The following is a 23,983-nucleotide window of genomic DNA, read 5'->3' on the forward strand; positions in this document are numbered from 1 at the left end:
CGATGGACGCGATTAAAAGCATCTTGGTTAAAGAGATTGAACAGATCAATCGGCGCGAAGGGCGCGACGGCAAGCCGCGCTTCAACAGCGAATTCGCCCGCACTCACCGCTATTTGTGCCTTGCCATGTTCGCCGGTTACTTCGCGGTGATCGCCGTGATGTATCAGGTGCCGTACATGGGGATGTATGCCTTCCTCGGCTTCACCGCCTTTGTGCTGTTCATGTTCGCCATGCTGCTGATAGAGATCCGGCCGGTCTACCGCTTTGAAGACATCGGGGTGCTGGATCTGCGGGTGTGCTATAACGGCGAGTGGTACTTCACCCGCGCGCTGTCGCCTTATGCGGTGCAGCAGCTGCTGGATGAGCCGTCCATCGGCGCCGCGCTGAAACAGAAGATGCGGGTGATCATCGGCAACAAGGGCGAAATCGACTTCTACGACGTGTACGACATGGCCTACGGAAAAAAGCCTCAGGATGAGCCACCGCAGCTGGCGGCGGCAAACTGAAAGGTTTCCGGCCGGCGGCTTGTCGATTATACTCAGCGTTTGAACGCGAAGCAGAATGAGGACCAAGCGATGAGTGATGATATTTTCGATTTTGATATCGATGCCGAACTGGCGAAAGCCGAAGAAAAAGCGGCGCAGAAGGTAAAAGAGGTCCCTGAATTCCTCGAAGACGAAGCGGACTGCGAAGGTTGCAAGATCTGATCGCCTGACCCATAAAAAAACCGCCGCGGCGGTTTTTTTTATCTCTGAGCGTCCTCGGTATCAGTCCAGCATGAATCCCCAGATGAGGAACGCCGCCACCAGAATCAGGCAAAGCGCGGACACCGTCACCAGTATTTTCCCCAGAATGTCTTTTTCTTGTTCCCGCTGCGTCACGTTGAAATTATCCAATTAAAAGTCTATGGACCAAACCGGCGATGCTGAGATCGAGCGCCGCTACGCCCAGCGCCATAATCATCATCACCGAAAGAAATCGAGTCTTGCCGTTCACATCCCTAATCCCCGTTGGCGCCGCTGTTAAATTGTTTTTATATCAAACGGATATAATTCAGCGACGCCGTACTTCATGCATCATGATAGTGATTAAGAACGTTCTTAAGGCCAGAAGTTCCCTCATCTGATAACTCGGCCGCGTTAGTCGGTCACGATCCTGACGCCTATCTTGCTGACCTGATTGCCCTCCATTTCGGCAATGGTCCAGGTCAGGCCGTCCCATTCCACCTGGTCGCCGATCACCGGTTCACCGCCGATCAGCTGAATGACGAACTGCCCCAGCGTCTGTTGCTCGTCGACATCGTCTTGCAGATTGAGGCCATAAACCTGCGAGATGTCGCTTAAACGGGCGTCGGATTGCAGGATAAAGTCGCCGAAGAAGCGTTCGTCTAGCGTCACGGCCGGCGCTTGGCTAAACAGTTTGCCGAGGATCGGCAGATCGTGCTCATGGCCGATAACGCACAGGATATCGTTCTCGCGCAGCCGGGTACTGCCGCTAGGGTGCAGCAGCTCTTTGCCGCGGAACAGGGCGGCGATGCGGGTATTGGGCGGCATTTTCAGCTCGCGCAGCGCGGCACCGACGCACCAGTTTTCCGCCGAAAGCTGATACACAAACTGTTCCCACTGGTTTTCCGGGTGCACGTCCAGCCCAACGCGGGAGATCGGCGTCAGCGCCGGCGGCACGATCACCTTGGCCTTTTTGGCGGCGAACGACAGCGTGGTGCCTTGCAGCAGCAGGGAGACCAGCACCACGAAGAACGCCACGTTAAAGAACAGCTGGGCGTTGGGCAGCCCGGCCATCATCGGGAACACCGCCAGGATCACCGGTACCGCGCCGCGCAGGCCAACCCAGGAAATAAAGCCGCGTTCGCGCAGGGTAAAGCTGCGGAACGGCAGCAGGCCGATAAACACCGACAGCGGGCGTGCGAACAGGATCATCCACAGCGACAGCAGCAGGGCAGGGATGGCGATCGGCAGCAGCTCATGCGGGTTGAGCAGCAGGCCGAGCACCAGGAACATGCCGATCTGGCTGAGCCATGCCAGGCCATCGAAGGTTTGCACGATGCCGTGACGGTTGCGAATTGGACGGTTGCCCAGCAGCAGGCCGCACAGGTACACCGCCAGAATGCCGCTGCCGTCCAGCGCCGTGGTCAGCGCGAAAATAAGAATGCCGCCGCTTACCGCCAGCAGCGGGTAGAGGCCGTCCGCCAGCTTGATGTGGTTAATCAGCGTCAGCAGCAGCCAGCCGCCGCCGAGACCGAAGACGATGCCCATGCCGAACTGCTGCATCAGATGCAGCGGGAAGGTCCAGCTCAGCGCGGTTTCCCCGGCGGCGATCATCGCAATCAGCGTGATGGTGAGAAATACCGCCATAGGATCGTTGCTGCCGGACTCGATCTCCAGCGTGGCGCTGACGCGTTCGTTCAGCCCTTTGCCGCCCAGCAGCGAAAATACCGCGGCGGCGTCGGTAGAACCGATGATGGCGCCGATCAGCAACCCCTGCAACAGATCGAGATTGAACAGCCAGGCGGCGGCCATGCCGGTCAGCCCTGCGGTGATCACCACGCCGACGGTGGCGAGAGACAGTGCCGGCCACAGCGCCACGCGGAATGAGCTGACCCGAGTGCGCATGCCGCCGTCGAGCAGGATCACCGCCAACGCGAGGTTGCTGACCAGATAAGCGACCGGGTAATTGCTGAAGACGATGCCGCCGGGGCCGTCAACGCCGGCCAGCATGCCGATCGCGAGGAAGATCACCAGGATCGGAATGCCGAGCCGGGAAGAAAATGAGCTGAGCAGAATGCTTGCCCCCACCAGCACGGCACCGATGACGAACAAGCTGTTAATGGTGCTGGCATCCAAAATATCGTTCTCCTGAGGCTGGGGGATAGGGGGCACTGCGCGTGTTTCGATGATAACGTGTTTAGTGGGTAAAACGCCAAGGCTGATTGCGAAAACAATCGATCAATTATTACCCTTTGGTGCGATTAAACTAAGAAAGTGAGGGTAAGAGGTGAAGTTCTGCCTTTTATCCAACATTATCAGGCTGCTGTATTTCTATTTTGGCAATAATGCCGGGTTTGCACGGTGGGAAAAACCATTAAGCCCGCGCAGGCAGGCTTAATGGTTTGCAGGCGCGGTAGGGTTAATGGTCGAGCGATTCCAGCGACCGTTTGATCAGCTCGGCGGCCAGTTTGCGTTCCGCTTCGGAAATGCCGTCGAGATTGAAGTTGGAGAGCTCAGCGACCAAAACGCTGCGTTCTTTACCGCTGATCGAAGCATCCAGCGCGGACAGCAACCTGCTGAGGATCTTCAGCAGGGTGGCGTTTTCCGCTACGGCTTCCTGAGCCTGGGTGTTTTTATCGGTCATTCAAAATCCTCTCTGTCGTGACGGAAGGGAGAGACAGGTAACGCCATCGAATCAATCAAGCGATCGCGCAGCCCTTCGGGGGTTGAGCCCAATCACTACCGTAAGGCAGGGATCCGGATTTCTACTTATGCATTGCAGTTATAACGGCCAGGTTATCTATGCCGCCGTATCACTTTGCCTTAACGGACGACGTCAAGCTGAACAATGTGTGCTCTGTGTGGCATGGGGAAGAAGACGCAACCGGCAGGTTGCGCCATCAAGTATAGTGTCAGGAACAGCGGGCAGGGGCGGCGGAACCGCCCTCAGGAGATTTTTTCTTTTTGCAGACGACTATTGAAGCGAGGACGCTCCAACAGAAAATTGAGATGCAGGCGCTGTATCAGCAGATAAGCGATAATGGGCGCGCTCAAGCCAACCAGAGTGCCGAGGATCGCATGCGCCGGCCAATTGCTGACGTGCAGAAACTTGGTCAGTATGATGCGTAAACCGCTGGTGGCGAGGATATGCATCAGATAGATCACCATGCTCAATTCACCGAGTCGGCGCAGCCAGGAAAGCTTCGTTTTAGCCAACATAACCGATAGGGTGACGATGAAGAAGATGGCTTCAACCGCCAGTATCAGGGAGAAACTTCCTGCATCGGTATACAGCAAGCCGGAATAGCCGTGGAATCCCCATTGCAGCGCGATAAACGCGAACAGGGAAGCCAACAGCGAGCCAAAGCCCAGATTGGCGATGTGAGAAGCGTAACGAACGGCCAAAGCGCCAAGAAGGAAGAAGATCAAGAACCGGGTGATGTAATCGAAATGGAAGGCTTTGGTGAGGTTATCTTGGTAGAGATACAGCCCCATGCTGATGACGATCAACACCGGCAGAAGATAACGGTATGCATCTTTGCTATACAGTAAAGTTGCCAACACAAAGACCATAAACAAGGCATACAAGAACCAAAACTGCGCGCGAGGATGCGTAAACAGCGCCAGGACATCGCCGAGGCTCGAAGGATTATTGGTGTAACGTGACAATAAGACTTCCACCAAGCCTTGCAGCAGCGACCAGATCACATAGGGGTAGACGATGGTATCGATCTTGCTGATGACGAAGCGAGTTTTGCCCTTTCTCTCCAGCGACTGCGTAAAAAACAAACCTGAAAGGAAGAAAAACAGCGGCATATGGAAGCTGTAGATAACGCTGTCTGTCAGTTGATAGAACGAGCCGGGAAGTTGAATGCCTGCGCTGTATAGACCGCGGTTGACGTGGCCGAAAACCACGAGAATGATGCCGATCCCTTTTGCATAATCGACCCATGCTTCTCTCATATGTGTACCTTGCCCAGAAAGTAACGCAACTAATTTATAAGTATCAATAGTGAGCGTAACAGGCAGTTGCCGTTTTGCAATGCGTCCCAGGGATTAGGATTAATATTAGGAAAATGCTCAGGGTGCTGCCGATGCCGCAGCGGTAATGGAAGGGACCATAACATTGATGCGGTTAATTTCTGGGCGATAATTCATCACCCAGAAATGGCGTAAGGCCTTATTGCGGCTTGCCGGAGAACAGGAAGCGCAGCACCGGGATGCGTTTGTGCAGCTCATATAAAGCGAAGGCCAGCGAGAACACAAACAGCAGGCCCAGCAAGAACCCCAACAGGTTGTTGCCGATATAAGGCGTCACGAAAGCGCCATATATCAGGGTCAACGGATGGTGCACCAGATATATAAACAGCGAGGCGTTGACCAGATAGGTGATGCGCGGCGAGTGATAATTCAGCAGGTTATGCCCGAAAGAGAACACCACATTGGTCATCAGGATCCCCATTAGGGTTTTGATCACCACTTCCAGCTCGAACATATAGCTGCTGTGCGCCAACAGTTTCTGGTTCAGCATATATGCGCTAAACAGCAGCAGCGAGCCGAGCAGCGCCAGCGGCGAACGGCGCAGAAAAATCTCTTTAAGCCACAAATACTTAAACGCATAGGCGCCGAGGATGAAGAACGGCAGGTAGAACATCGTCTCCATCACCACGAAATTGAACAGGCCATTGGATAATAGCTGCGGCGCGAAAATTAAAATAATACGGTGCGCGGCCGAATAGCATACCGCATAAATAAAGAAACACAGTGAGATGTTTCCTAATCCACGCATTCTGTTGATTAACGCTGGAATAGGCTCGCGGGTTTGACGCTTGATTTTGCGGAACAGATAAAAGCAGGCGAAGGTTAACAATGACAGGGTCAATAAGAACCACAGATGAGACACCAATTCCCAAACTGTTACATTTATTTTCTGATAGAGAGAAAACTCGTCCCAGCCGTTTAATTTATCGGTGAAATATTTCAGCATGAAAAATTGCGGCACCGTAATTAGCGGGATGGAGCTCAACAGCGGGATCGCCACCCGCTCCAGCCTGACCTTCAGCCACTGATGGCGCTCGTAACGCTCGTAGAGCATGTAGGAGAAGTAGCCGGAAATCACGAAGAACACCTGCATGCGGAAGGCGTGGATGAAGTCGTTCAGCACCGTGAGCGAGAAGGAGGGCGACGCGCTGTTCACCGCCCAGGCGTGGCTGGAATAAATCAGGGAAAGGTGAAACGGAATGCCGAGCAGCATCAAATAGGCTCGGATCGAATCGAGGAAAAACTCGCGCTGTTTGCTGCCTTTAGTCATAGATTACCGCTGGTGATTTAATCGGGTGCTCATTAACACGCTTAATAAGTCGTCAAACGTTAAATTGTTATCCGGAACCCTACTATAGCCCCTCGCATTTTTCCATAGCGTCTTGTTGCGCGGCTTGCTACGCTGGTGCTCCATCAGCTGCTTAAACAATGAGCCGTAAACATGAACCATCCATTTATCATGTTGTCGGAAAGCTGAGTAATCCATTAATATGGATTTAAATGATTTGAGCACACGAATAGGGGGGGATGTGCTAGTTAATATATTATCCGGACAACCACGCGCCGCGAGCGTTCGTTGGTTAGGTGCTACCGTATTGTTCACGCTGTTCAGTTCGCCGGCATGGGCCTTTTCTATTGATGATGTGGCCAAGCAGGCGCAGGATCTGGCTGCGAAAGGTTTCGAAGCCCCGAAGAGCAACCTTCCTTCTCAGTTCCGCGAGATGAAGTTCGCAGACTATCAGCAGATTCAGTTCAATCACGATAAAGCCTATTGGAGCAAGCTGAAAACCCCTTTCAAGCTTGAGTTTTATCATCAGGGGATGTATTTCGATACGCCGGTGAAAATCAACGAAGTCACCTCTACCAGCGTAAAACAGATCAAGTACAGCCCGGATTACTTCAATTTCGGCTCGGTCAAACACGATCCTGAATCAGTGAAGAACCTCGGCTTTGCCGGCTTCAAGGTGCTCTACCCGATCAACAGCGCCGACAAAAACGATGAGATTATGAGCCTGCTGGGCGCGAGCTATTTCCGCGTGGTGGGTAAAGGGCAGGTTTACGGGCTTTCCGCTCGTGGTCTGGCTATCGATACCGCTTTGCCTTCCGGCGAAGAGTTCCCGCGTTTCCGCGAATTCTGGGTTGAGCGTCCGAAGCAGGGCGACAAACACCTGGTGATCTACGCGCTGCTGGATTCCCCGCGCGCCACCGGCGCTTACCGTTTCACGGTGATCCCGGGCCGTGACACCACCGTGGACGTCGAGTCCAAAGTGTTCCTGCGCGATAAGGTGGGCAAATTGGGCCTGGCGCCGCTGACCAGCATGTTCCTGTTCGGCCCGAACCAGCCGTCGCCGACGCTGAACTACCGCCCGGCGCTGCACGATTCCAACGGTCTGTCTATCCATGCCGGCAACGGCGAGTGGATCTGGCGTCCGCTGAACAATCCTAAACACCTGTCCGTCAGCACCTATACCGTTGAGAATCCGAAAGGCTTCGGTCTGCTGCAGCGCGGTCGCAACTTCAAAGAGTACGAAGATCTGGACGATCGTTACGATCTGCGCCCGAGCGCCTGGATCGAACCGAAGGGCGACTGGGGCAAAGGCAAGGTCGAGCTGGTGGAGATCCCAACGGCGGATGAAACCAACGACAACATCGTCGCGTTCTGGACGCCGGATACCTTGCCGGAGGCTAAAAAACCGCTGACGCTGAGCTACCGTCTGAACTTCACCCGCGATGAAGACAAACTGCATTCGCAAGACATCGCCTATGTGGCGCGGACCATGCGTTCGACCGGTGACGTGAAGCAGTCCAACCTGATCCGCGAGCCTGACGGCAGCGTCGCCTTCCTGGTCGATTTCGTCGGCCCGGTGCTGAAAGCGCTGGACGCCAATACGCCGGTCGCTTCTCAGATCAGCATCGGCGACAACGGTGAAATGGTAGAAAACAACGTCCGCTATAACCCAGTGACCAAAGGCTGGCGCCTGACGGTGCGTCTGAAAGTGAAAGACGACAAGAAGCCGGTAGAAATGCGCGCGGCGCTGGTCAATGGCGATAAGACACTGTCGGAAACCTGGAGCTATCAGCTACCTGCCAATGAATAAGCCTACTCAACCCGCCCAGGATTATCTTGCGGCGCTGCCTCTGACCGCCGAGCGGTCGGAGGCGCTTACCCCTAAAACGGCGGATGACGCTCAGGCTCTGGAGGCGCTCCATCGGCAGATGGGCGCCGCCGACGCCAACGTCAATAGCCTGTCGGCGGATGACGTGGCGCTGGCCTCGGTCAAACCGCGCATCGAAAGCGCCTGGCCGGATGCGGTCAGCGATGACGACTTCGATACCGACGCCGAAGGGCGCGCCATTCTGAAGGCGACGCCGCCGATCAAACGCACCACCATGTTCCCGGAAGCCTGGCGCACCAACCCGGTGGCGCGCTTCTGGGATTCTCTGCTGGGGCGGTCGCCGCACAATCGGCACGCCACCAAAGAGGAGGCCGAGGCCGAGAACCGCTGGCGTACCGTCGGCTCCATGCGCCGCTATGTGCTGCTGGTGCTGATGCTGGTGCAAACCGGCATCGCCACCTGGTATATGAAAACCATCTTGCCTTACCAGGGCTGGGCGCTGATCGATCCTATCGCCATGCTGGACCAGGATCTGATGCAGTCGGTGCTGCAGCTGCTGCCGTATGTGCTGCAAACCGGCATTCTGATCCTGTTCGCCGTGCTGTTCTGCTGGGTCTCGGCCGGTTTCTGGACCGCGCTGATGGGCTTCCTGCAGCTGCTGATCGGCAAGGACAAATACAGCATTTCCTCCACCATCAAGGGCGATGAGCCGATCAACCCGGCGCACCGCACCGCGCTGATCATGCCGATCTGCAACGAAGACGTCGAACGCGTGTTCGCCGGCCTGCGCGCGACCTATGAGTCCGTCGCCGCGACCGGTCAGCTGGAACACTTCGATATCTACGTGCTGAGCGACAGCTACGATCCGGACATCTGCGTGGCCGAGCAAAAGGCGTGGATGGAGCTGTGCCGCGATGTCGACGGCCACGGCCGCATCTTCTATCGCCGCCGCCGCCGCCGCGTCAAACGCAAGAGCGGCAACATCGACGACTTCTGCCGTCGCTGGGGCGGTGAGTACAGCTACATGGTGATCCTGGATGCTGACAGCGTGATGAGCGGCGAATGCCTCACCGGGCTGGTGCGCCTGATGGAAGCCAACCCGAACGCCGGCATCATCCAGTCCGCGCCGAAGGCGTCCGGCATGGATACCCTGTACGCGCGCGTGCAGCAGTTCGCTACCCGCGTTTACGGGCCGCTGTTTACCGCCGGTCTGCATTTCTGGCAACTGGGCGAGTCGCACTACTGGGGCCATAACGCCATCATCCGCGTGAAGCCGTTTATCGAGCACTGTGCGCTGGCGCCGCTGCCGGGCGAGGGCTCCTTCGCCGGTTCTATCTTGTCGCACGACTTCGTTGAAGCGGCGCTGATGCGCCGCGCCGGCTGGGGCGTGTGGATCGCTTACGATCTGCCGGGCAGTTACGAAGAGCTGCCGCCGAACCTGCTGGATGAGCTGAAACGCGACCGTCGCTGGTGCCACGGCAACCTGATGAACTTCCGCCTGTTCCTGGTGAAGGGCATGCACCCGGTGCACCGTGCGGTGTTCCTCACCGGCGTGATGTCCTACCTGTCGGCGCCGCTGTGGTTCATGTTCCTGGCGCTCTCCACCGCATTGCAGGTGGTGCATACCCTGATGGAGCCGCAATACTTCCTGCAGCCGCGGCAGCTGTTCCCGGTCTGGCCGCAGTGGCGGCCGGAGCTGGCGATAGCGCTGTTCTCCACCACGCTGGTGCTGCTGTTCCTGCCGAAGCTGCTCAGCATCGTGCTGATCTGGGCCAAGGGGGCGAAAGAGTATGGCGGCGCGTTCCGTTTGTTCATTTCGATGCTGATGGAAATGCTGTTCTCGGTGCTGTTGGCGCCGGTGCGCATGCTGTTCCATACCGTGTTCGTGGTGAGCGCCTTCCTCGGTTGGGAAGTGGTGTGGAATTCGCCGCAGCGTGACGACGACGACACGCCGTGGGGCGAAGCGTTCCGCCGCCATGGCTCGCAGATGTTGCTGGGCCTGGTGTGGGCCGGCGGCATGGCGTGGCTGGATCTGCGTTTCCTGTGGTGGCTGTCGCCAATCGTGTTCTCGCTGATCCTGTCGCCGTTCGTGTCGGTGCTGTCGAGCCGCGCGACGCTGGGCATGAAAAGCAAACGCGCCAAGCTGTTCCTGATCCCGGAAGAGTACAATCCGCCGCGTGAGCTGCTGGCGACGGAAGAGTACCTGCATCTCAACCGCAACCGCGCGTTGACCAACGGCTTTATGCACGCGGTGGTCAACCCGTCCTTCAACGCGTTGGCGACGGCGCTGGCGACGGCGCGTCACCACCTGCGCGCGACGCTCGATCGCAATCGCGAGGAGCGGGTAAACGAAGCGCTGCAGCTGGGGCCGGAGAAGCTGGTGAAGGGCAAGCGCCTGGAACTGCTGAGCGATCCGGTCACGCTGGCTCGTCTGCACCAGCGCGTCTGGCTGCTGCCGGAAGGCGCCGCCTGGCGTGAACACTACCAGCAGTTGCCGCACAACCCGCTGGCGCACCCAACTGGCCGGCGTTAATCGCTTAACGGCAACGCTTAGACGGGGAATGCGCACGGCGCGTTCCCCGTTTTTTTTACCTTTTGCCTGAGCGCGCCGGTGCCGGTGAAAAAAGGGAACTGTGATAGACTGCGGCCGATGCGTTGTTCACTCGCGAAACAACCCCTTTCTCAGAGTCAATGTCGTGAAGCTCTCTTCCTACTTTCGCCTGGCCTGCGTGACGGCCGGCGTGATGGCCCTAACCGGCTGCGGCAGCATCATCAGCCGCACCGTGCCCGGCGCCGGGCACGGTCATCAGTATTATCCCGGCGTGCAGTGGGATCTGCGCGATACGCCCTGGCGCTACGTCACGGTGATAGACGTGCCGCTGTCGATGGTGGTGGACACCTTTATGCTGCCGTTCGATGCGCAGCATGGCCCCTACGAGTAACTTCGTTCAGCGGGTGGCGAACACCACCAACTGGTAGCCTTTCTGCCCGCAATGGAAAGGCGCCAGCGCCGTCATCCCCAGCCCTTGCACGTGAGCGGCCAACGAATGCGGGTTGTCGTCGTCGATAAACAGTGCGCCCACGTCGTAATCATGGCGGGTGTGCGCTTTGACTGCGGCGTAGAGGCGCTTTAATACGCCTTTGCCGCGCCAGGCCATGCTGAGGCAGACCGGGCCGTAGAGAAATACCCGCTGCTCACGCAGCGGCCGTCCGGCGAAGGAGTGCGTGGCGAGCGTCGCCAGCATCGCATCCACCACCGGCGGCCGCGGCTGCGCGTCGGCGGGCATCAGGCAAACGAACCCCGCCAGTTGGCCTTCCTGTTCCGCCACCCATATGCCGATGCCGCGGTTGATTGCCGTCAGCTGCGCCTCATTCATGCGCGATACGATAAATCCCTGCCGTTTTTGGCGCTCATCGAGCGCTTCCGGCACGTTTTCCGCCTGCAGCTGCAAAATGGCGGGGTAGTCGGTGGGGCGGGCCTGGCGAATGTTCATGCTGCCTCCTTGGCGTTCAAAGCGTCGTGCGGGTTAACGTTCATCCCACTCATCGGCGGCGGCCTGGCCTTCTTCGGTATCCAACGGCGGCTCGAGCTGGAAGTCGCCTTCCTCCCATTCGTACAGGGTGTTTTCGTCTATCCACTCGGCGGTGATTTCCACCTCGTCGTAGTCACCGTCGAAGATCGCCTGCGCCGCCGCACCGCTGCGCAGCGTCAGGCATTCCACCGCCTCGCCTTCTTCTTCGAAGAACTCCGCCTGCCACATCGTGTCGCCATCCTGCATCACGTACTTTTGCAGATTGAACTGCTGCGGCACCGGCGGTTCGTCACCGCCGCCGCCTTCGGCGGTGTCGAGAAACTCTTCGCGTGCGGCCTCGATGGCTTCTTCCAGGGTTGCATACAGGCTCATGTTCGCCTCCGTTGACAATGAGAGTAAAGCGTCCGGCGTGCTGCCGGCGCGGTGGGGAAAACGTCAAAACTAATTGTTGTCTCACTGGCGCAGGATGCAAATTTTTTTGTTGTCCGCTCTGCGACGACGGTTGTCCGCAAAGCGGGAGAAGCAAGCGCGGAGGCGGGAAATAATGACGGTATCGTTCACTCAGGCATCAGGAGAAGCCCATGTTAATCGACCCTTCAAGCAAATACCGACCGTTCCCGCCGGTGACGTTACCGGATCGCCAGTGGCCTTCGCGTACCCTGCGACAGGCACCGCGCTGGTGTTCCAGCGATCTGCGCGACGGCAACCAGGCGCTGGCGGAGCCCATGGATAACGCGCGCAAGCGCGAGTTCTATCAGCTGCTGTTGCAGTGCGGTTTCAAAGAGATCGAGGTGGCTTTCCCTTCGGCGTCGCAAACGGACTTCGACTTTGTGCGCGCCCTGATCGACGAGCGGCTGATCCCGGACGATGTCACCATTCAGGTGCTGACGCAGTCGCGCGACGATCTGATCGACCGCACCTTCGAGGCGCTGCAGGGAGCGCCGCGGGCTATCGTGCATCTGTACAACGCCACGGCGCCGATGTTTCGCGACATCGTGTTCCGCCAGGATAAGGCGGCTACCGTGGCGCTGGCGGTGAACGGCGCGCGGCGCATTCGCCGGCATTGCGAGGCACAGCCTGATACCGTCTGGTGCTTCGAATATTCGCCGGAAACCTTCTGCTTTACCGAATTGGCGTTCGCGCTGGAGATCTGCGAAGCGGTGGCGGATGTTTGGCAACCGGGGGCACAGCGGCCGATGATCATCAACCTGCCGGCGACGGTGGAAGTGAGTACGCCCAACGTGTATGCCGATCAGATCGAATGGTTCTGTCGCCACTTCAGCCGTCGCGCTGATGTGACGATCGGCGTGCACCCGCATAACGATCGCGGCACCGGCGTCGCCTGCGCCGAGCTGGCGCTGCTGGCCGGCGCCGATCGGGTCGAAGGCTGCCTGTTCGGCAACGGCGAGCGTACCGGCAACGTCGATCTGGTCACGTTGGCGTTGAATCTCTATACCCAGGGCGTGGCGCCGGGCCTGGACTTCAGCCGCTTGAAGCAGGTGGTGGAGGTGGTGGAACAGTGCAATCAGCTGCCAGTGCATCCTCGCCATCCTTATGCCGGCGAATTGGTGTTTACCGCCTTCTCCGGATCGCATCAGGATGCGATCAAGAAAGGCTTCGCCGCGCAACGGCAGCGGCAAGATGGCTGGTGGCAGGTGCCTTACCTGCCGCTCGATCCCGCCGATGTCGGCTGCAGCTATGAGGCGGTGATCCGGGTTAACAGCCAGTCCGGCAAAAGCGGCGCCGCCTGGCTGTTGGAGCAGAACCATGGGCTGGCGCTGCCGCGCGGTTTGCAGATTGATTTCAGCCAGGTGGTCCAGCGGGCGACCGACGGCAGCGGTAAGGAAATGAGCGTCGCGCAGCTGTGGCGCTTATTCCGCGACACTTACGGGCTGGTGGAGCAGCCGCGCTTGCAGCTGTTGAGCTATCAAACGGAAAGTCACGGCGTGGAAGCGTACAGTTTCAACGCGCGAGTCGCCTGGCAGGGGGAGCCTCTGCAGCTGCAGGGGGCCGGCAACGGCCTGCTTTCCAGCGCGGTGGATGCGCTGCGCCAACGCTTCGGTTTGCCGTTGGCTATCGAAGATTACCACGAGCATACGCTGGGGCATCAGAGCGACAGCCGAGCGGTGGCTTACATTCGCTGCGTTTTGCCGCACGGCGAGGCGAGCTACGGCGTTGGCATCGACGTCGACTCCGCCAGCGCTTCGCTGCAGGCGTTGTTCAACGTCGCCGGGCGCTATCTGGCGTCAACGTCGGCGCGGCCCGGCTGAAATAGTCGCTGGGCGCTACCCCCAGCACCCGGCGAAACATGGCGCTGAACGCGCTGGGGCTGTCATAGCCGAGATCCAGCGCCACTTCCAACACCGAACGTCCGATCGCCAGCGCGTTCAGCGCCGCCAGTAAACGGGCGCGTCGCACCCAATCGCCAAAACGCAGCCCGGTTTCTCGCTGGAAGCGCCGCGACAGGGTGCGTCCGCTGACATTGAGGCGTTCGGCCGCCTGTTCCAGCGTCCAGGGCTGCGCCAGCGTGGCCTGAATATGGCGGCACAGGGCGAGCAGCGAGGCCTCGCGCGGCTCGGGCAGGTGCAGCGGCAAGCTCGGCAGTACCCGTAATTCATCCAGAATCAACTCCATGATGCGCTCGTCGCGCCCGCCGCTGGGGTAGCCGGGCGCAATCTCCATCGCGCTGATAATCAGCTCGCGCAGCAGCGGCGACACCTGCACCACCTGGCACTGAGCCGGCAGATCGGCGCGCGCCAGCGGATCGATGAACAACGTCCTGGCCGCTACCTGGCCGGTGATGCGCAGACTGTGCACCACTTTCGCCGGTACCCAGACGCCGCGGCCGGGCGGCACCACCCAACTGCCGAGTCGGGTAGTGACCTGCACCACGCCGCTCAGGCTGTGGATCAGCTGCGCGCAGTTATGGTAGTGCTCCGGCTCGCTGTCGCCATGATGATAATCCCTGGCTAACGGCCGGACAGGCTGATCGGGCGGCAGAACGTCGTGAAAAAATAGCATCGCTGGCGCCCTCCGCGCGGCAAAAGGATAAGACCAAACAGCATGCCATGCGGCGTTATTTCACGCCAGTCGGTGGCTTTGTGTGCGAATAATTTATAAAATAATATTATATAATTTTATATATTGATGGAGGGGCAATGGATATTGACGCGATACGTAAGGCGGCGGCGCAGGCCGGCGCGATGCTGCGCACCCTGGGCAACGAAGATCGGCTGCTGCTGCTGTGCCGGCTCAGTCAGGGCGAGATGGCGGTGAGCGAGCTGGCGCTGGCGCTGGATATCCGCCAGCCGACGCTGTCCCAGCAGCTTGGCGTGCTGCGGGAGGAAGGGTTGGTGTCCACCCGGCGCGCCGGCAAGCAGATTTACTATGCGGTGGCCGATGCCAAAGCGCTGGCGCTGCTCCATACCCTGTATCAGCTTTATTGCCCACAACCGGAGAACCGCGATGACCATTGACTGGCAACACTTCACGCCTTATTCCGCGCTGGCGGGCGGGGCCATTATCGGCGGCGCGGTGGCGCTGCTGCTGCTGTTCAACGGCCGGATCGCCGGCATCAGCGGCATTACCGGCGGTGTATTGAGTGCCGGTGGCCAGGAGCGGGGCTGGCGCGCCGCATTTATTGGCGGGTTGCTGCTCTCTCCCTGGCTGTATGCTGCCGCTGCGGCTTTGCCGTCCGGTGAGATCGCGGTCGGCAACGGCGGGCTGGCGGCCGCAGGGCTATTGGTGGGATTGGGCACTCGATTGGGCAGCGGTTGCACCAGCGGGCACGGCGTGTGCGGCGTCGCACGGTTGGCGCCGCGTTCGCTGGCCGCCACGGCGGTGTTTATGCTGCTGGGCTTTATGACCGTGTGGTTGATGCGCCACCTGGCGGGAGGTTGAGAATGCTTAAAACGCTGTTGGCGCTGCTGAGCGGCGTCATTTTTGGTCTGGGGCTGATCGTCGCCGGCATGGCCAATCCGGCCAAAGTGTTGGCGTTTCTCGATGTTACCGGCGCGTGGGATCCCTCTCTGGCGTTGGTGATGGCTGGTGCGATCGCGGTGGCGGCGCCGGCCTTCCTGTGGGCGAGGCGACGAGAGCGTAGCCTGTTGGGGGAAACGCTGCAGATCCCGGCCGCCGGGCGTCTGGATCGTCGTTTGCTGGCGGGCAGCGCGCTGTTCGGCATTGGCTGGGGCATCGGGGGTATTTGCCCCGGCCCAGCCTGGGTGTTGGCCGGGGCGGAGATAAGCCGGGTATGGCCGTTCCTGCTGGCGATGCTGGCGGGCATGGCGCTGTATGACGTTATCATGAGGAGGAGGAGGACATGTCGATAGCCAAAGCGGTGTTGCGCATCGCGCGCCCGACCGACCGGTTGCAAGAGATTGCTACGCTGTATTGCCGCGGGCTGGGGTTCGAAAAGCTGGGCGAGTTTGTCGATCATCAGGGGTTCGACGGCATGATGATCGGGCATCCGCAGCATGCCTACCATCTGGAGTTCACGCAGCATCGCGGGGTACGGGTCGGGCAGGCGCCGACGCAGGATCATCTGCTGGTATTTTATCTGCCGGATGAGAACGAATGGCGGGCCGCGTGTGAGCGGATGCGGGCGGCGGGATTCTTATCGGTCGCCGCCTATAATCCCTATTGGGATCGGGCGGGGCAAACCTTTGAAGATCCTGATGGCTACCGAGTGGTATTGCAGCATCAGGCCTGGCAAGCATAAAAAAACCGGCGCATCGAGCGCCGGTTTGCGAGATAAAACGGGCTATCCGTCAGGCGTTGGTCGCCGGTTTTTGCGCGCTCTTGGACTGGGTATTTTCCAGCATGCGGCGAATCGGCACGATCAGCACGATAAGCACGGCGGCGCAGATCAGCAACGCGACTGAGCAGCGGGCGAACAGATTCGGCAGCATATCCAGTTGGTCGGCCTTGACGTGACCGCCGATCAGACCGGCTGCCAGGTTGCCCAACGCGCTGGCGCAGAACCACAGCCCCATCATCTGACCGCGCATTCTCTCCGGCGCCAGCAGCGTCATGGTGGCCAGCCCGATCGGGCTCAGGCACAGTTCACCCAGCGTCAGCATCAGAATGCTGCCCACCAGCCACATCGGCGATACGCCGGCGCCGCCGTTGCTCAGCACATTCTGCGCGGCCAGCATCATCAGGCCAAAACCGCCGGCGGCGCACAGGATGCCGATCACGAACTTGGTGATGCTGCTCGGACGCACGTTATTGCGCGCCAGCGCAGGCCAGGCCCAGCTGAAGACCGGCGCCAGCAGGATGATGAACAGGGCGTTGATCGACTGGAACCATACCGCCGGGATCTCGAAGTCGCCGATCATGCGATTGGTGTAATCGTTGGCGAACAGGTTAAACGAGGTCGGTTTCTGTTCAAACGCTGACCAGAAGAACGCGGCGGAGATCAGCAGGATGAAGCACACCAGCAGGCGTGCGCGCTCTTTGCGGCTCAGGCCGGCAAAGGCGAACAGATAGATGAAGTACAACGTGACCGACGCGGCGATCACGTACACCAGCACGCTGGCCACCTCGACCGGATTGATGACGATAGTGCCTTGGGCGATCAGCACGATGACCGCCACCAGGATGGCCGCCAACGCCAGCAACCAGGCGCCGACGCCTTTTTTCTTCGCGACCGGGCTGTTCCAGGTGGAGTCCAGGCCCACTTCGCGGTCATAGCGTTTCATCGCCGGGACGGCGAACACCCGGAAGATCACCAGCGCCACCAGCATCCCGATACCGCCGATGCCGAAGCCCCAGTGCCAGCCGTGTGACTTGATCAGCCAGCCGGAGATCAGCGGGGCGATGAACGAACCGATATTGATGCCCATGTAGAACAGCGAGAAACCGCCGTCGCGACGCGCATCGCCTTTCTTGTATAGCGTACCGACCATCACCGAGATACAGGTCTTGAACAGGCCGGAACCGAGCACGATGAACATCAGACCGATGAAGAACAGGTTGGTGCCCATCACTGCGGACAGCGCGATCGACAGGTGGCCGAGCGCGATCAGGATCGAACCGTACCAGACGGCCTTGCGTTGGCCGAGCCAGTTGTCCGCCAGCCAGCCGCCCGGCAGCGCCGCCAGGTACATGCTGCCGGCGAAGATGCCGACGATCGCTGACGCGTTCTCGCGCGCCAGGCCCAGACCGCCGTCGTACACCGTGGCGGCCATAAACAGGATCAGCAGCGGACGGATGCCGTAGAACGAGAAGCGCTCCCACATTTCGGTGAAGAACAGAGAACCCAGCGGATAGGGATGGCCGAAGAAGGTCCGGCTTTCTGACTTATTGACAGAGGATTGCATAACGATTTCCCAATAAAAGGCGCTGCAAGGCTGCAGCCCGTACTGTGGTATGTATGTGTATTTAATGAAGGCGATCCGCCCAATGCGGATTACCCGACAAAACCGCGGCTGCAACGCTGATAAACCGTGGAAAGCGTGCTGACCTTTTCTTCACTTGGCCGATGGTTCACATCTGGCGTGATATTATTTAACCATTTGATAACTGGTCGTTGGTTTTGTCTAGTACCTGTATCCCATTTTTTAGACGAAAAGTCGACAAGCATCTCCTTTTCTGGTTTTTCTGTTGGTTGTGACAGGAATATGATTGACAGCGGGTTTTATGCGCTGAAAGTTAATTATTTATTGATAAACAAGATGTTGTATTAAGAAGGTTCTGAGTTAGGTGGAAATTCACCGGCGGCGAGAAAGCATTATTAAAAATAGGGGAAACGCGCCGTTGATCCGGCCAACGGCGGAAACTGGCGATAAATGCAGCTATTGCTCTTCCTGCAGCGTATCTTCCCGCATATAGCCCGGCCGTCGTCGCAGACACCACCAGGAATAGCCGGCGTTGAACAGCACCACCAGCGCGGTGACGCCGAAGACCGCGCGAAAACCGTAACCGGCGGAGACTGCGGCGCCGAGCAGCGGGCCGCTGACGTTGCCGACGTCGCGGAACGACTGGTTATAGCTGAAAATACGGCCGGCCACCTGATTGGTGCAGTTATAAATCAACAGCGTCTGTACCGCCGGCAGCAACGCGCCGTCGGCCGCCCCCAGCAGAAAACGCAGCACCCCGAGTTGCCACGGTGTTTGCACGAACGCCATCGGGATCAGCAGCAGCACCGAAACGATCAGCATGAACACCAGTATGCGTTCCGGGCCGATGCGATCGCCCAGCTTGCCCAGCCGCGGGGCGCTCATCAATGCCGCGACGCCAGGCACCGAGGCGATCAGCCCGCTGATAAACGCCAGATTGTGGGTGGCGCCGGCCAAATCGCGCACATACAGCGTCAGGATCGGCGCGATCGAGCCGGTGGCGATCTGGATGATCATGGTGGTGACGAACAGGCTGAGCACCAGCTTCGGGTTTTTCAGCGAAGCGAACACCTGTTTTGCGTGCAGCATGTCGCGCTTTTGCACCGGGGTGAATTGTTCTTTGACATACAGCAGCGTCAGCACGAAGCAGACGAACAGCACCGCGGCGGTGATATAAAACACCGGGCGCAGACCGTATAAATCGGCCAGCAGCCCCCCGATCAGCGGGCCGATCAGCGCACCGCCGACGCCGCCGGTGGACAGGGTGCCGAGCGCCCAGCCGCTGCGGTTGCGCGGCACCTGGGTGGCGATCAGCGCGTTGGCGTTGGGAATGAACCCGCCGAGCAGCCCCAGCACCGCACGCAGTGCGAGAAACTGCCAGACCGTTTGCGCCATGCCCATCAGCGCCATGACTATCGCCATACCGAGCGCCGAACGCAGCAGCATCAGTTTGCGGCCGCGTCGATCGGCCAGGGCGCCCCAGAACGGTGCGGCGATAGCGGAAAACAGGAAGGTGATGCTGAACAGCAGACCGGACCACATGTTGAGCGCCTGATGGCCGGTAACGCCCAGCGTCTCTACGTACAGCGGCAGAAACGGCATCACCAGGCTGAAGGCGGCGCCGGTGAGAAAACATCCCAGCCAGGCGACGAAAAGATTGCGTTTCCAGTTAACGGGTTCTGCTGCCGAAGCCATAAATGTCCACTGCCGAAAGGTGACGCGTTTTGCCGGTGGCGAGATGATGGGGCAAAACGTGAAAGTTAGCGTGGTAAGTATGCGCCGCAGGCGCGGCGACGGCAAACGAGGGGACGCAGATAGGGCGAAAAATGAAATAAAGTTTTAAAAATGGCGTTTAAACCTTATTCCGCGCTTGGCGCGCGGAATTTACAGCGTTTTATAGTCCGGCCAGCGCCTCGAAACCGGCGGCGGTGGTGGTGGCGCTAAAGTCGGTGACCTCGTAGTGGGCCACGGCGTTGAACGGATCTTCGGCCAGGATGGCGTCCAGCCGAGCACGCTCAATGCCTTTGGCCAGGATCACGCCGCCGGTGCGGGGATTCTTGCGGCCGGAGGCGACGAAGGTGCCGTCCTGAAAATATTTCTTAAGCCAGGCGATGTGCCCGTCAAGGTGGCTGTCGACGTCGGCGATCGGGCGATGGTAGGTCAGGCTGACAATGTACATGGCGGCTCCAAGGGTGGCGGCAAAAGCATTACCATCCCACCCTCGCCGGCGATTCTCAAGGGGCGCGCAATAAAAAACCCGCCGGCGGCGGGTTTGCGTGATCAGTACAGCGAAGGCTCGCCTTCCGGGCGGGTCTTGAAGCGGCGGTGCAGCCACATGTATTGGTCCGGCGCCATCAGGATCTCTTTTTCCACCACTTTATTCATAAAGGCGGCGGCGTCGAGTTCGTTGTCCAGCGGGAAGTTTTCCACCGCCGGCTGCATGATCAGCTCATAGCCTTTGCCGTCCGGCAGGCGACGCGGGGTGAACGGAATGATCGCCGGTTTGCCCATCCGCACCAGCACGTAGCTGCCGGTGGTGGTGGCGGCTTTATCCACCGCGAACAGCGGCACGAAAACGCTGCTGCGCGGGCCGTAGTCGTGATCCGGCGCATACCAGATGATATCGCCCTGTTTCAGGGCGCGGATCATGCCTTTGACGTCTTTACGATCCAACATCGATTTGTTGGAACGCATCCGGCCCCAGGTTTGCAGCCAGTCCATCAGCTTGTTGTCGTGCGGGCGGTAAACGCCGATGCCCGGGTTGTGAATGCCGAAGATGCGCGCGCCCAGCTCCAGCGTCAAAAAGTGCAGGCCAATCAGCAACACGCCCTGATGGTTGTCGCGCGCTTTTTGAATGTGCTCCAGGCCGCTGACCGTGAACCAGCGCTCGATGCGCCAGTTCGGCCAGAACCACGCCATGCCGGTTTCAAACAACCCCATGCCGACCGATTCGAAATTCTTTACCACCAGCGCATCGCGTTCAGCCTGCGGCATGTCGGGAAAACAGAGTTCGAGGTTACGTTGGGCGATAACGACGCGCCGCTTGAGAAAGCGCATGGAAAATCGCCCGATCGAGGTGCCGAGCCAGTAGATGACGGGATAAGGCAGCAACACCAGCAGATACAGCAAGCCGATGCCTACCCAGGTCAGCCAGTAGCGCGGGTGCAGTAAGGAGCGATTGAAAGTAGGAACTTGAGTCATGGGTTCTCTGTTTTAATACGGTTGTTTAAGTGTAATGACAGAGTCATAGCATGGTCTGACGGCCGGGTGGGCTCGGTCGCTAGGTTCGTTTCTGCCGATTGTTTGCGACTATTGTGGCATTTTTCTGACGATCCGGGAAAACACAACGCATTAAAATCCCTTTTTGGGCGTTAAATATGCATCGAATGCCGAATTTTTCCACAATGTTTCCTGCCAAAAGCCCATGGCGATATCCTTATCAGGAAGGTCAATACGGTGGCATCCGGGATGAGTGCGCGATGCAGGTATGCGCACGCGAGCGCCAGGGCTGCGCGGCGGCGGTTTTTCGGGTATGATGTGCGCCGCGCGCGGGCCGGCTGGCTGCGCGCGGTAATCAGTCACCTCCCGAAAGACAGGAAAGTACACCATGCCAGTGTTACATAACCGAATTTCTAATGAGGAACTGAAGGCGCGCATGCTGGCGGAAACCGAGCCGCGCACCACAGTTTCTTTTTACAAATACTTCTCCATCGACGATCCCAAGGCGTTTCGCGACAGCCTGTACGTTCAGTTCGAAAAACTGAAGGTGTTCGGCCGCATCTACGTGGCGAAAGAGGGCATCAACGCGCAGATCAGCGTGCCGCAGCATAACTTCGACGCGTTTAAAGCCGCGCTGTTCGCCTCGCACCCGGCGTTGGATCAGGTCCGCCTGAATATCGCGCTGGAAGACGACGGCAAGTCCTTCTGGGTGCTGCGCCTCAAGGTGCGCGAGCGCATCGTGGCTGACGGCATCGATGACGAGAGCTTCGATCCGAGCAACGTCGGTGAGTATCTGCAGGCCGATCGCGTCAATCAGATGATCGACGATCCGAATACGGTATTCGTCGATATGCGCAATCACTATGAGTACGAAGTCGGCCATTTCGAAAACGCCATCGAGGTGCCGTCGGATACCTTCCGCGATCAGCTGCCGATGGCGGTGGAGATGTTGCAGGACAGCAAAGACAAGAATATCGTCATGTACTGCACCGGCGGCATTCGCTGTGAAAAAGCCAGCGCCTATATGCTGCACAACGGCTTTAAAAACATCTACCACGTGGAAGGCGGGATTATCGAGTACACCCGCAAAGCGAAAGAACAGGGGTTGCCGCTGAAGTTTATCGGCAAAAACTTCGTGTTCGATGAGCGTATGGGGGAGCGCATCTCCGACGATGTGATCGCCAACTGCCACCAGTGCGGCGCGCCGTGCGATACCCATACCAACTGCAAGAACGACGGCTGCCATCTGCTGTTCATTCAGTGCCCGAGCTGCGCCGCCAAGTTTGAAGGATGCTGCAGCGAGATTTGCCGCGAAGAGCTGAAGCTGCCGCGCGAAGAGCAGCGCGCGCGCCGCGCCGGCCGCGAAAACGGCGTCAAGATTTTCAATAAATCGAAAGGATTGTTGCAGACCACGATGCACATTCCGGCACCGGAAGAAGAAGGCCCAGCCCGCTGAGCCTGAGGAACCGACAAGCCCGGCTGCCAAGCCGGGCTTTTTTTATTTCTCGCGCACGCCTTCTACGGAGATGATCAGCTCAACGTCTTGCGACGCCGGGCCCAGATCGGTGGTGATGCCAAAATCTTTCAGCTTGATCTTGCCGTTGGCTTCAAAGCCGGCGCGGTAGCCGCCCCACGGATCGTTGCCCTGGCCAATCAGTTTGGCATCGAGCGTAACCGGTTTGGTGACGCCGTTCAGCGTCAGGTTACCGACCACCGCGTAACCGTCGCCGCTTTTCTTCACTTCGGTGGATTCAAACTTGGCTTGCTTGTTCTTCTCCACGTTGAGGAACTCGGCGCTGCGCAGGTGCTTGTCGCGCTCGGCGTGGTTGGTGTCGACGCTGGCGGTATTGATGGTCACGTTGACCTTGTCCTTGGACGGATCTTTCTCGTCGAAGGTGAAGCCGCCGTCGAAGTCTTTAAAGCTGCCGTACAGCCAGCTGTAGCCCAGGTGCTGGATGCGGAATTCGATAAAGGCGTGTTGGCCTTGTTTATCGATCTTGTAGTCTGCCGCCAGTGCGGAACCGGCGCTCAGCAGCAGGGCGCCTGCGGTCAGGCCCAATACGGTCTTTTTCAACATAGCAATCTCCATAAATCCAAAGGTTAATCGGCGCTGCTACCCAGCATCCGTTTCAAAGTGACATCACGATCGATAAAGTGATGTTTAAGCGCGGCCAGCCCGTGCAGTATCGAGAGCACTACCACGGCCCAGGCCAGGTAAAGGTGTATGGCGCCGGCGGTGTCGGCCTGTTCCGCCATGCCGGTCACGGTGGCGGGCACGTTGAACCAGCCGAACACGCTGATCGGTTGGCCGTCTGCGGTGGAGATCAGATAGCCGCTGATCAGAATGCCGAACAACACGGCGTACAGCGCCAGATGCGCGAGGATGGCGCTGACGCGAGTGAGGCGGCCATAGCTGGCCAGCGGTTTGGGCGGCGGTGAGACAAAGCGCCAGACCACGCGGATCACCATCACGATGAACAGCAGCGTGCCGATGCTTTTGTGGATCTCCGGCGCCTGATGGTACCAGACGTCGTAATAGCCCAGCGTGACCATCCACAGGCCGAGTGCGAACATGCCGTACACCGTCAGCGCCACCAGCCAGTGGATCAACACTGACACATGGCCGAAACGATCGGCGGTATTTTTCCAGAGCATCCTGTTTCCTTCGATTACCGATTGGCTGGCTGCAATAATTAAACTTTAGGAAACATAAAATCAATAATAAATTTAACTATGTTACTACTTTGAAATATTAGTCAGTGAATTTGTTCGAGATGTTCGGAGTTAATCAGATAAATCGTTGGAGATAATATTATTTCGCTCACGAGAGGTTTATGCTAGTCATTGAAAAATGGGGCTATTATCTATTAATGTCAGCTTTTGTCATTTTACGTAAACACCTCGTGAGTTGCCCGGCGAGATTATTTGTTGGCAAAGGTTATGCCTATTTATTGCGGCGCAGGGCAGGGCGGAAAGATTAACTTTGTCGAACGGTTGCGCTAAATCCC

25 protein-coding genes are annotated in these 23,983 nt (G+C 58.6%); 11 read left to right on the top strand and 14 right to left on the bottom strand.

Translation table 11 applies throughout. The features are described 5' to 3' along the window. Window positions 1-2 precede the first annotated feature (2 nt). Both ACMGG9_RS08085 and ACMGG9_RS08090 read left to right on the top strand, forming a co-directional pair. Window positions 3-506 (top strand): YlaC family protein, encoded by a 504-nt coding sequence (locus tag ACMGG9_RS08085; RefSeq protein ID WP_033642651.1) that lies wholly within the window; start codon window positions 3-5, stop codon window positions 504-506. A gap of 69 nt (window positions 507-575) precedes the next feature. Then, a complete protein-coding gene (locus tag ACMGG9_RS08090; RefSeq protein WP_015377413.1) occupies window positions 576-707 on the top strand; it encodes a hypothetical protein in 132 nt (43 codons plus the stop codon). A gap of 60 nt (window positions 708-767) precedes the next feature. Here the strand turns inward: ACMGG9_RS08090 and ACMGG9_RS08095 are convergent, their stop codons facing one another. The 5 genes from ACMGG9_RS08095 to mdoC form a co-directional block, all read right to left on the bottom strand. Continuing rightward, complete coding sequence (locus ACMGG9_RS08095; protein ID WP_033642652.1) at window positions 768-896, bottom strand: hypothetical protein; 129 nt, start codon at window positions 894-896, stop codon at window positions 768-770. Between the two features lie 243 nt (window positions 897-1,139). Then, on the bottom strand, window positions 1,140-2,861 hold the full coding sequence (locus tag ACMGG9_RS08100) for a potassium/proton antiporter (protein WP_004927894.1): 1,722 nt from the start codon (window positions 2,859-2,861) through the stop codon (window positions 1,140-1,142). Window positions 2,862-3,144: 283 nt separating this feature from the next. Next, entirely contained in the window at window positions 3,145-3,369 is a 225-nt protein-coding gene (locus tag ACMGG9_RS08105; RefSeq protein WP_033650720.1) for a hypothetical protein, read from the bottom strand. Window positions 3,370-3,671: 302 nt separating this feature from the next. Further along, complete coding sequence (locus tag ACMGG9_RS08110; protein ID WP_164106098.1) at window positions 3,672-4,688, bottom strand: acyltransferase family protein; 1,017 nt, start codon at window positions 4,686-4,688, stop codon at window positions 3,672-3,674. Between the two features lie 217 nt (window positions 4,689-4,905). Continuing rightward, complete coding sequence (mdoC, locus tag ACMGG9_RS08115; RefSeq protein WP_414162058.1) at window positions 4,906-6,036, bottom strand: glucans biosynthesis protein MdoC; 1,131 nt, start codon at window positions 6,034-6,036, stop codon at window positions 4,906-4,908. 259 nt (window positions 6,037-6,295) lie between these two features. Between mdoC and mdoG the strand changes: the two genes are divergently transcribed. The 3 genes from mdoG to ACMGG9_RS08130 all read left to right on the top strand — a co-directional run bounded on the left by mdoG (window position 6,296) and on the right by ACMGG9_RS08130 (window position 10,824). Beyond that, the gene (gene mdoG, locus ACMGG9_RS08120) at window positions 6,296-7,864 is read left to right on the top strand and encodes a glucans biosynthesis protein MdoG (protein ID WP_169539530.1); all 1,569 of its coding nucleotides are present in this window, start codon (window positions 6,296-6,298) and stop codon (window positions 7,862-7,864) included. Further along, window positions 7,857-10,415 carry a glucans biosynthesis glucosyltransferase MdoH gene (mdoH, locus tag ACMGG9_RS08125; RefSeq protein ID WP_033650723.1) on the top strand — a complete coding sequence of 853 codons (2,559 nt, stop codon included), beginning with the start codon at window positions 7,857-7,859 and terminating at the stop codon, window positions 10,413-10,415. Before mdoG ends, mdoH begins: the two co-directional genes overlap by 8 nt. Before the next feature lie 211 nt (window positions 10,416-10,626). After that, complete coding sequence (locus tag ACMGG9_RS08130; RefSeq protein ID WP_016928222.1) at window positions 10,627-10,824, top strand: YceK/YidQ family lipoprotein; 198 nt, start codon at window positions 10,627-10,629, stop codon at window positions 10,822-10,824. Between the two features lie 6 nt (window positions 10,825-10,830). Here ACMGG9_RS08130 and ACMGG9_RS08135 read toward each other — a convergent pair whose 3' ends face one another. Continuing rightward, on the bottom strand, window positions 10,831-11,376 hold the full coding sequence (locus ACMGG9_RS08135; protein ID WP_033650724.1) for a GNAT family N-acetyltransferase: 546 nt from the start codon (window positions 11,374-11,376) through the stop codon (window positions 10,831-10,833). A 33-nt stretch (window positions 11,377-11,409) separates the two neighbouring features. After that, window positions 11,410-11,787: a MysB family protein gene (locus tag ACMGG9_RS08140; RefSeq protein ID WP_015377419.1), complete on the bottom strand. Its 378-nt coding sequence runs from the start codon at window positions 11,785-11,787 to the stop codon at window positions 11,410-11,412. 209 nt (window positions 11,788-11,996) lie between these two features. Between ACMGG9_RS08140 and leuA the strand changes: the two genes are divergently transcribed. Further along, on the top strand, window positions 11,997-13,685 hold the full coding sequence (leuA, locus tag ACMGG9_RS08145) for a 2-isopropylmalate synthase (protein ID WP_046686841.1): 1,689 nt from the start codon (window positions 11,997-11,999) through the stop codon (window positions 13,683-13,685). On the opposite strand, the gene ACMGG9_RS08150 is transcribed toward leuA, so the two are convergent. Then, window positions 13,636-14,436, bottom strand: coding sequence for an AraC family transcriptional regulator (locus ACMGG9_RS08150; RefSeq protein WP_033642662.1), 801 nt, complete (start codon window positions 14,434-14,436; stop codon window positions 13,636-13,638). The two genes, leuA and ACMGG9_RS08150, sit on opposite strands and share 50 nt — an antisense overlap. 137 nt (window positions 14,437-14,573) lie before the next feature. Between ACMGG9_RS08150 and ACMGG9_RS08155 the strand changes: the two genes are divergently transcribed. From ACMGG9_RS08155 to ACMGG9_RS08170, 4 genes are read left to right on the top strand one after another with little or no spacing between them, the layout of a single operon-like run. Further along, entirely contained in the window at window positions 14,574-14,891 is a 318-nt protein-coding gene (locus tag ACMGG9_RS08155; RefSeq protein WP_414162059.1) for an ArsR/SmtB family transcription factor, read from the top strand. Beyond that, window positions 14,881-15,315: a YeeE/YedE family protein gene (locus ACMGG9_RS08160; RefSeq protein WP_033642664.1), complete on the top strand. Its 435-nt coding sequence runs from the start codon at window positions 14,881-14,883 to the stop codon at window positions 15,313-15,315. Before ACMGG9_RS08155 ends, ACMGG9_RS08160 begins: the two co-directional genes overlap by 11 nt. A 2-nt stretch (window positions 15,316-15,317) precedes the next feature. Continuing rightward, window positions 15,318-15,746, top strand: a complete 429-nt coding sequence (locus ACMGG9_RS08165) for a DUF6691 family protein (RefSeq protein WP_208060141.1) — start codon at window positions 15,318-15,320, stop codon at window positions 15,744-15,746. Next, a complete protein-coding gene (locus ACMGG9_RS08170) occupies window positions 15,737-16,135 on the top strand; it encodes a VOC family protein (RefSeq protein WP_033642666.1) in 399 nt (132 codons plus the stop codon). Before ACMGG9_RS08165 ends, ACMGG9_RS08170 begins: the two co-directional genes overlap by 10 nt. A gap of 49 nt (window positions 16,136-16,184) precedes the next feature. Here ACMGG9_RS08170 and ACMGG9_RS08175 read toward each other — a convergent pair whose 3' ends face one another. The 4 genes from ACMGG9_RS08175 to ACMGG9_RS08190 form a co-directional block, all read right to left on the bottom strand. Beyond that, on the bottom strand, window positions 16,185-17,738 hold the full coding sequence (locus tag ACMGG9_RS08175) for a peptide MFS transporter (protein WP_042784184.1): 1,554 nt from the start codon (window positions 17,736-17,738) through the stop codon (window positions 16,185-16,187). 474 nt (window positions 17,739-18,212) lie between these two features. After that, window positions 18,213-19,451 (bottom strand): multidrug efflux MFS transporter MdtG, encoded by a 1,239-nt coding sequence (gene mdtG / locus ACMGG9_RS08180; protein WP_046686848.1) that lies wholly within the window; start codon window positions 19,449-19,451, stop codon window positions 18,213-18,215. Window positions 19,452-19,650: 199 nt separating this feature from the next. Continuing rightward, window positions 19,651-19,935 carry a YciI family protein gene (locus ACMGG9_RS08185; RefSeq protein ID WP_033642669.1) on the bottom strand — a complete coding sequence of 95 codons (285 nt, stop codon included), beginning with the start codon at window positions 19,933-19,935 and terminating at the stop codon, window positions 19,651-19,653. Between the two features lie 101 nt (window positions 19,936-20,036). Continuing rightward, window positions 20,037-20,957: a Kdo(2)-lipid IV(A) acyltransferase gene (locus tag ACMGG9_RS08190; protein ID WP_414162060.1), complete on the bottom strand. Its 921-nt coding sequence runs from the start codon at window positions 20,955-20,957 to the stop codon at window positions 20,037-20,039. A gap of 406 nt (window positions 20,958-21,363) precedes the next feature. Here ACMGG9_RS08190 and ACMGG9_RS08195 point away from each other — a divergent pair, with 406 nt between their 5' ends. Further along, the gene (locus ACMGG9_RS08195; RefSeq protein ID WP_033638032.1) at window positions 21,364-22,431 is read left to right on the top strand and encodes a rhodanese-related sulfurtransferase; all 1,068 of its coding nucleotides are present in this window, start codon (window positions 21,364-21,366) and stop codon (window positions 22,429-22,431) included. Between the two features lie 42 nt (window positions 22,432-22,473). On the opposite strand, the gene ACMGG9_RS08200 is transcribed toward ACMGG9_RS08195, so the two are convergent. Together ACMGG9_RS08200 and ACMGG9_RS08205 are read right to left on the bottom strand one after the other, a co-directional pair. Next, on the bottom strand, window positions 22,474-23,052 hold the full coding sequence (locus tag ACMGG9_RS08200; protein WP_016928208.1) for a YceI family protein: 579 nt from the start codon (window positions 23,050-23,052) through the stop codon (window positions 22,474-22,476). Between the two features lie 23 nt (window positions 23,053-23,075). Beyond that, window positions 23,076-23,630 carry a cytochrome b gene (locus ACMGG9_RS08205; protein WP_046686849.1) on the bottom strand — a complete coding sequence of 185 codons (555 nt, stop codon included), beginning with the start codon at window positions 23,628-23,630 and terminating at the stop codon, window positions 23,076-23,078. Between the last annotated feature and the right edge of the window lie 353 nt (window positions 23,631-23,983).

The organism is Serratia sp. BNK-10, from assembly GCF_047456065.1.
Taxonomy (GTDB): domain Bacteria; phylum Pseudomonadota; class Gammaproteobacteria; order Enterobacterales; family Enterobacteriaceae; genus Serratia; species Serratia ureilytica.

Bases quoted from the DNA above. Each gene is read 5' to 3' on its own strand.
- ACMGG9_RS08110 (WP_164106098.1), bottom strand. From the start codon at position 4,688: ATGAGAGAAGCATGGGTCGATTATGCAAAAGGGATCGGCATCATTCTC.
- ACMGG9_RS08195 (WP_033638032.1), top strand. From the start codon at position 21,364: ATGCCAGTGTTACATAACCGAATTTCTAATGAGGAACTGAAGGCGCGC.
- ACMGG9_RS08170 (WP_033642666.1), top strand. From the start codon at position 15,737: ATGTCGATAGCCAAAGCGGTGTTGCGCATCGCGCGCCCGACCGACCGG.
- ACMGG9_RS08200 (WP_016928208.1), bottom strand. From the start codon at position 23,052: ATGTTGAAAAAGACCGTATTGGGCCTGACCGCAGGCGCCCTGCTGCTG.
- ACMGG9_RS08165 (WP_208060141.1), top strand. From the start codon at position 15,318: ATGCTTAAAACGCTGTTGGCGCTGCTGAGCGGCGTCATTTTTGGTCTG.
- ACMGG9_RS08090 (WP_015377413.1), top strand. From the start codon at position 576: ATGAGTGATGATATTTTCGATTTTGATATCGATGCCGAACTGGCGAAA.
- ACMGG9_RS08185 (WP_033642669.1), bottom strand. From the start codon at position 19,935: ATGTACATTGTCAGCCTGACCTACCATCGCCCGATCGCCGACGTCGAC.
- ACMGG9_RS08140 (WP_015377419.1), bottom strand. From the start codon at position 11,787: ATGAGCCTGTATGCAACCCTGGAAGAAGCCATCGAGGCCGCACGCGAA.
- ACMGG9_RS08130 (WP_016928222.1), top strand. From the start codon at position 10,627: ATGGCCCTAACCGGCTGCGGCAGCATCATCAGCCGCACCGTGCCCGGC.
- ACMGG9_RS08155 (WP_414162059.1), top strand. From the start codon at position 14,574: ATGGATATTGACGCGATACGTAAGGCGGCGGCGCAGGCCGGCGCGATG.
- ACMGG9_RS08190 (WP_414162060.1), bottom strand. From the start codon at position 20,957: ATGACTCAAGTTCCTACTTTCAATCGCTCCTTACTGCACCCGCGCTAC.
- ACMGG9_RS08105 (WP_033650720.1), bottom strand. From the start codon at position 3,369: ATGACCGATAAAAACACCCAGGCTCAGGAAGCCGTAGCGGAAAACGCC.
- mdoH (WP_033650723.1), top strand. From the start codon at position 7,857: ATGAATAAGCCTACTCAACCCGCCCAGGATTATCTTGCGGCGCTGCCT.
- ACMGG9_RS08085 (WP_033642651.1), top strand. From the start codon at position 3: ATGGACGCGATTAAAAGCATCTTGGTTAAAGAGATTGAACAGATCAAT.
- ACMGG9_RS08150 (WP_033642662.1), bottom strand. From the start codon at position 14,436: ATGCTATTTTTTCACGACGTTCTGCCGCCCGATCAGCCTGTCCGGCCG.
- ACMGG9_RS08175 (WP_042784184.1), bottom strand. From the start codon at position 17,738: ATGCAATCCTCTGTCAATAAGTCAGAAAGCCGGACCTTCTTCGGCCAT.
- ACMGG9_RS08205 (WP_046686849.1), bottom strand. From the start codon at position 23,630: ATGCTCTGGAAAAATACCGCCGATCGTTTCGGCCATGTGTCAGTGTTG.
- ACMGG9_RS08135 (WP_033650724.1), bottom strand. From the start codon at position 11,376: ATGAACATTCGCCAGGCCCGCCCCACCGACTACCCCGCCATTTTGCAG.
- mdoC (WP_414162058.1), bottom strand. From the start codon at position 6,036: ATGACTAAAGGCAGCAAACAGCGCGAGTTTTTCCTCGATTCGATCCGA.
- ACMGG9_RS08160 (WP_033642664.1), top strand. From the start codon at position 14,881: ATGACCATTGACTGGCAACACTTCACGCCTTATTCCGCGCTGGCGGGC.
- mdtG (WP_046686848.1), bottom strand. From the start codon at position 19,451: ATGGCTTCGGCAGCAGAACCCGTTAACTGGAAACGCAATCTTTTCGTC.
- leuA (WP_046686841.1), top strand. From the start codon at position 11,997: ATGTTAATCGACCCTTCAAGCAAATACCGACCGTTCCCGCCGGTGACG.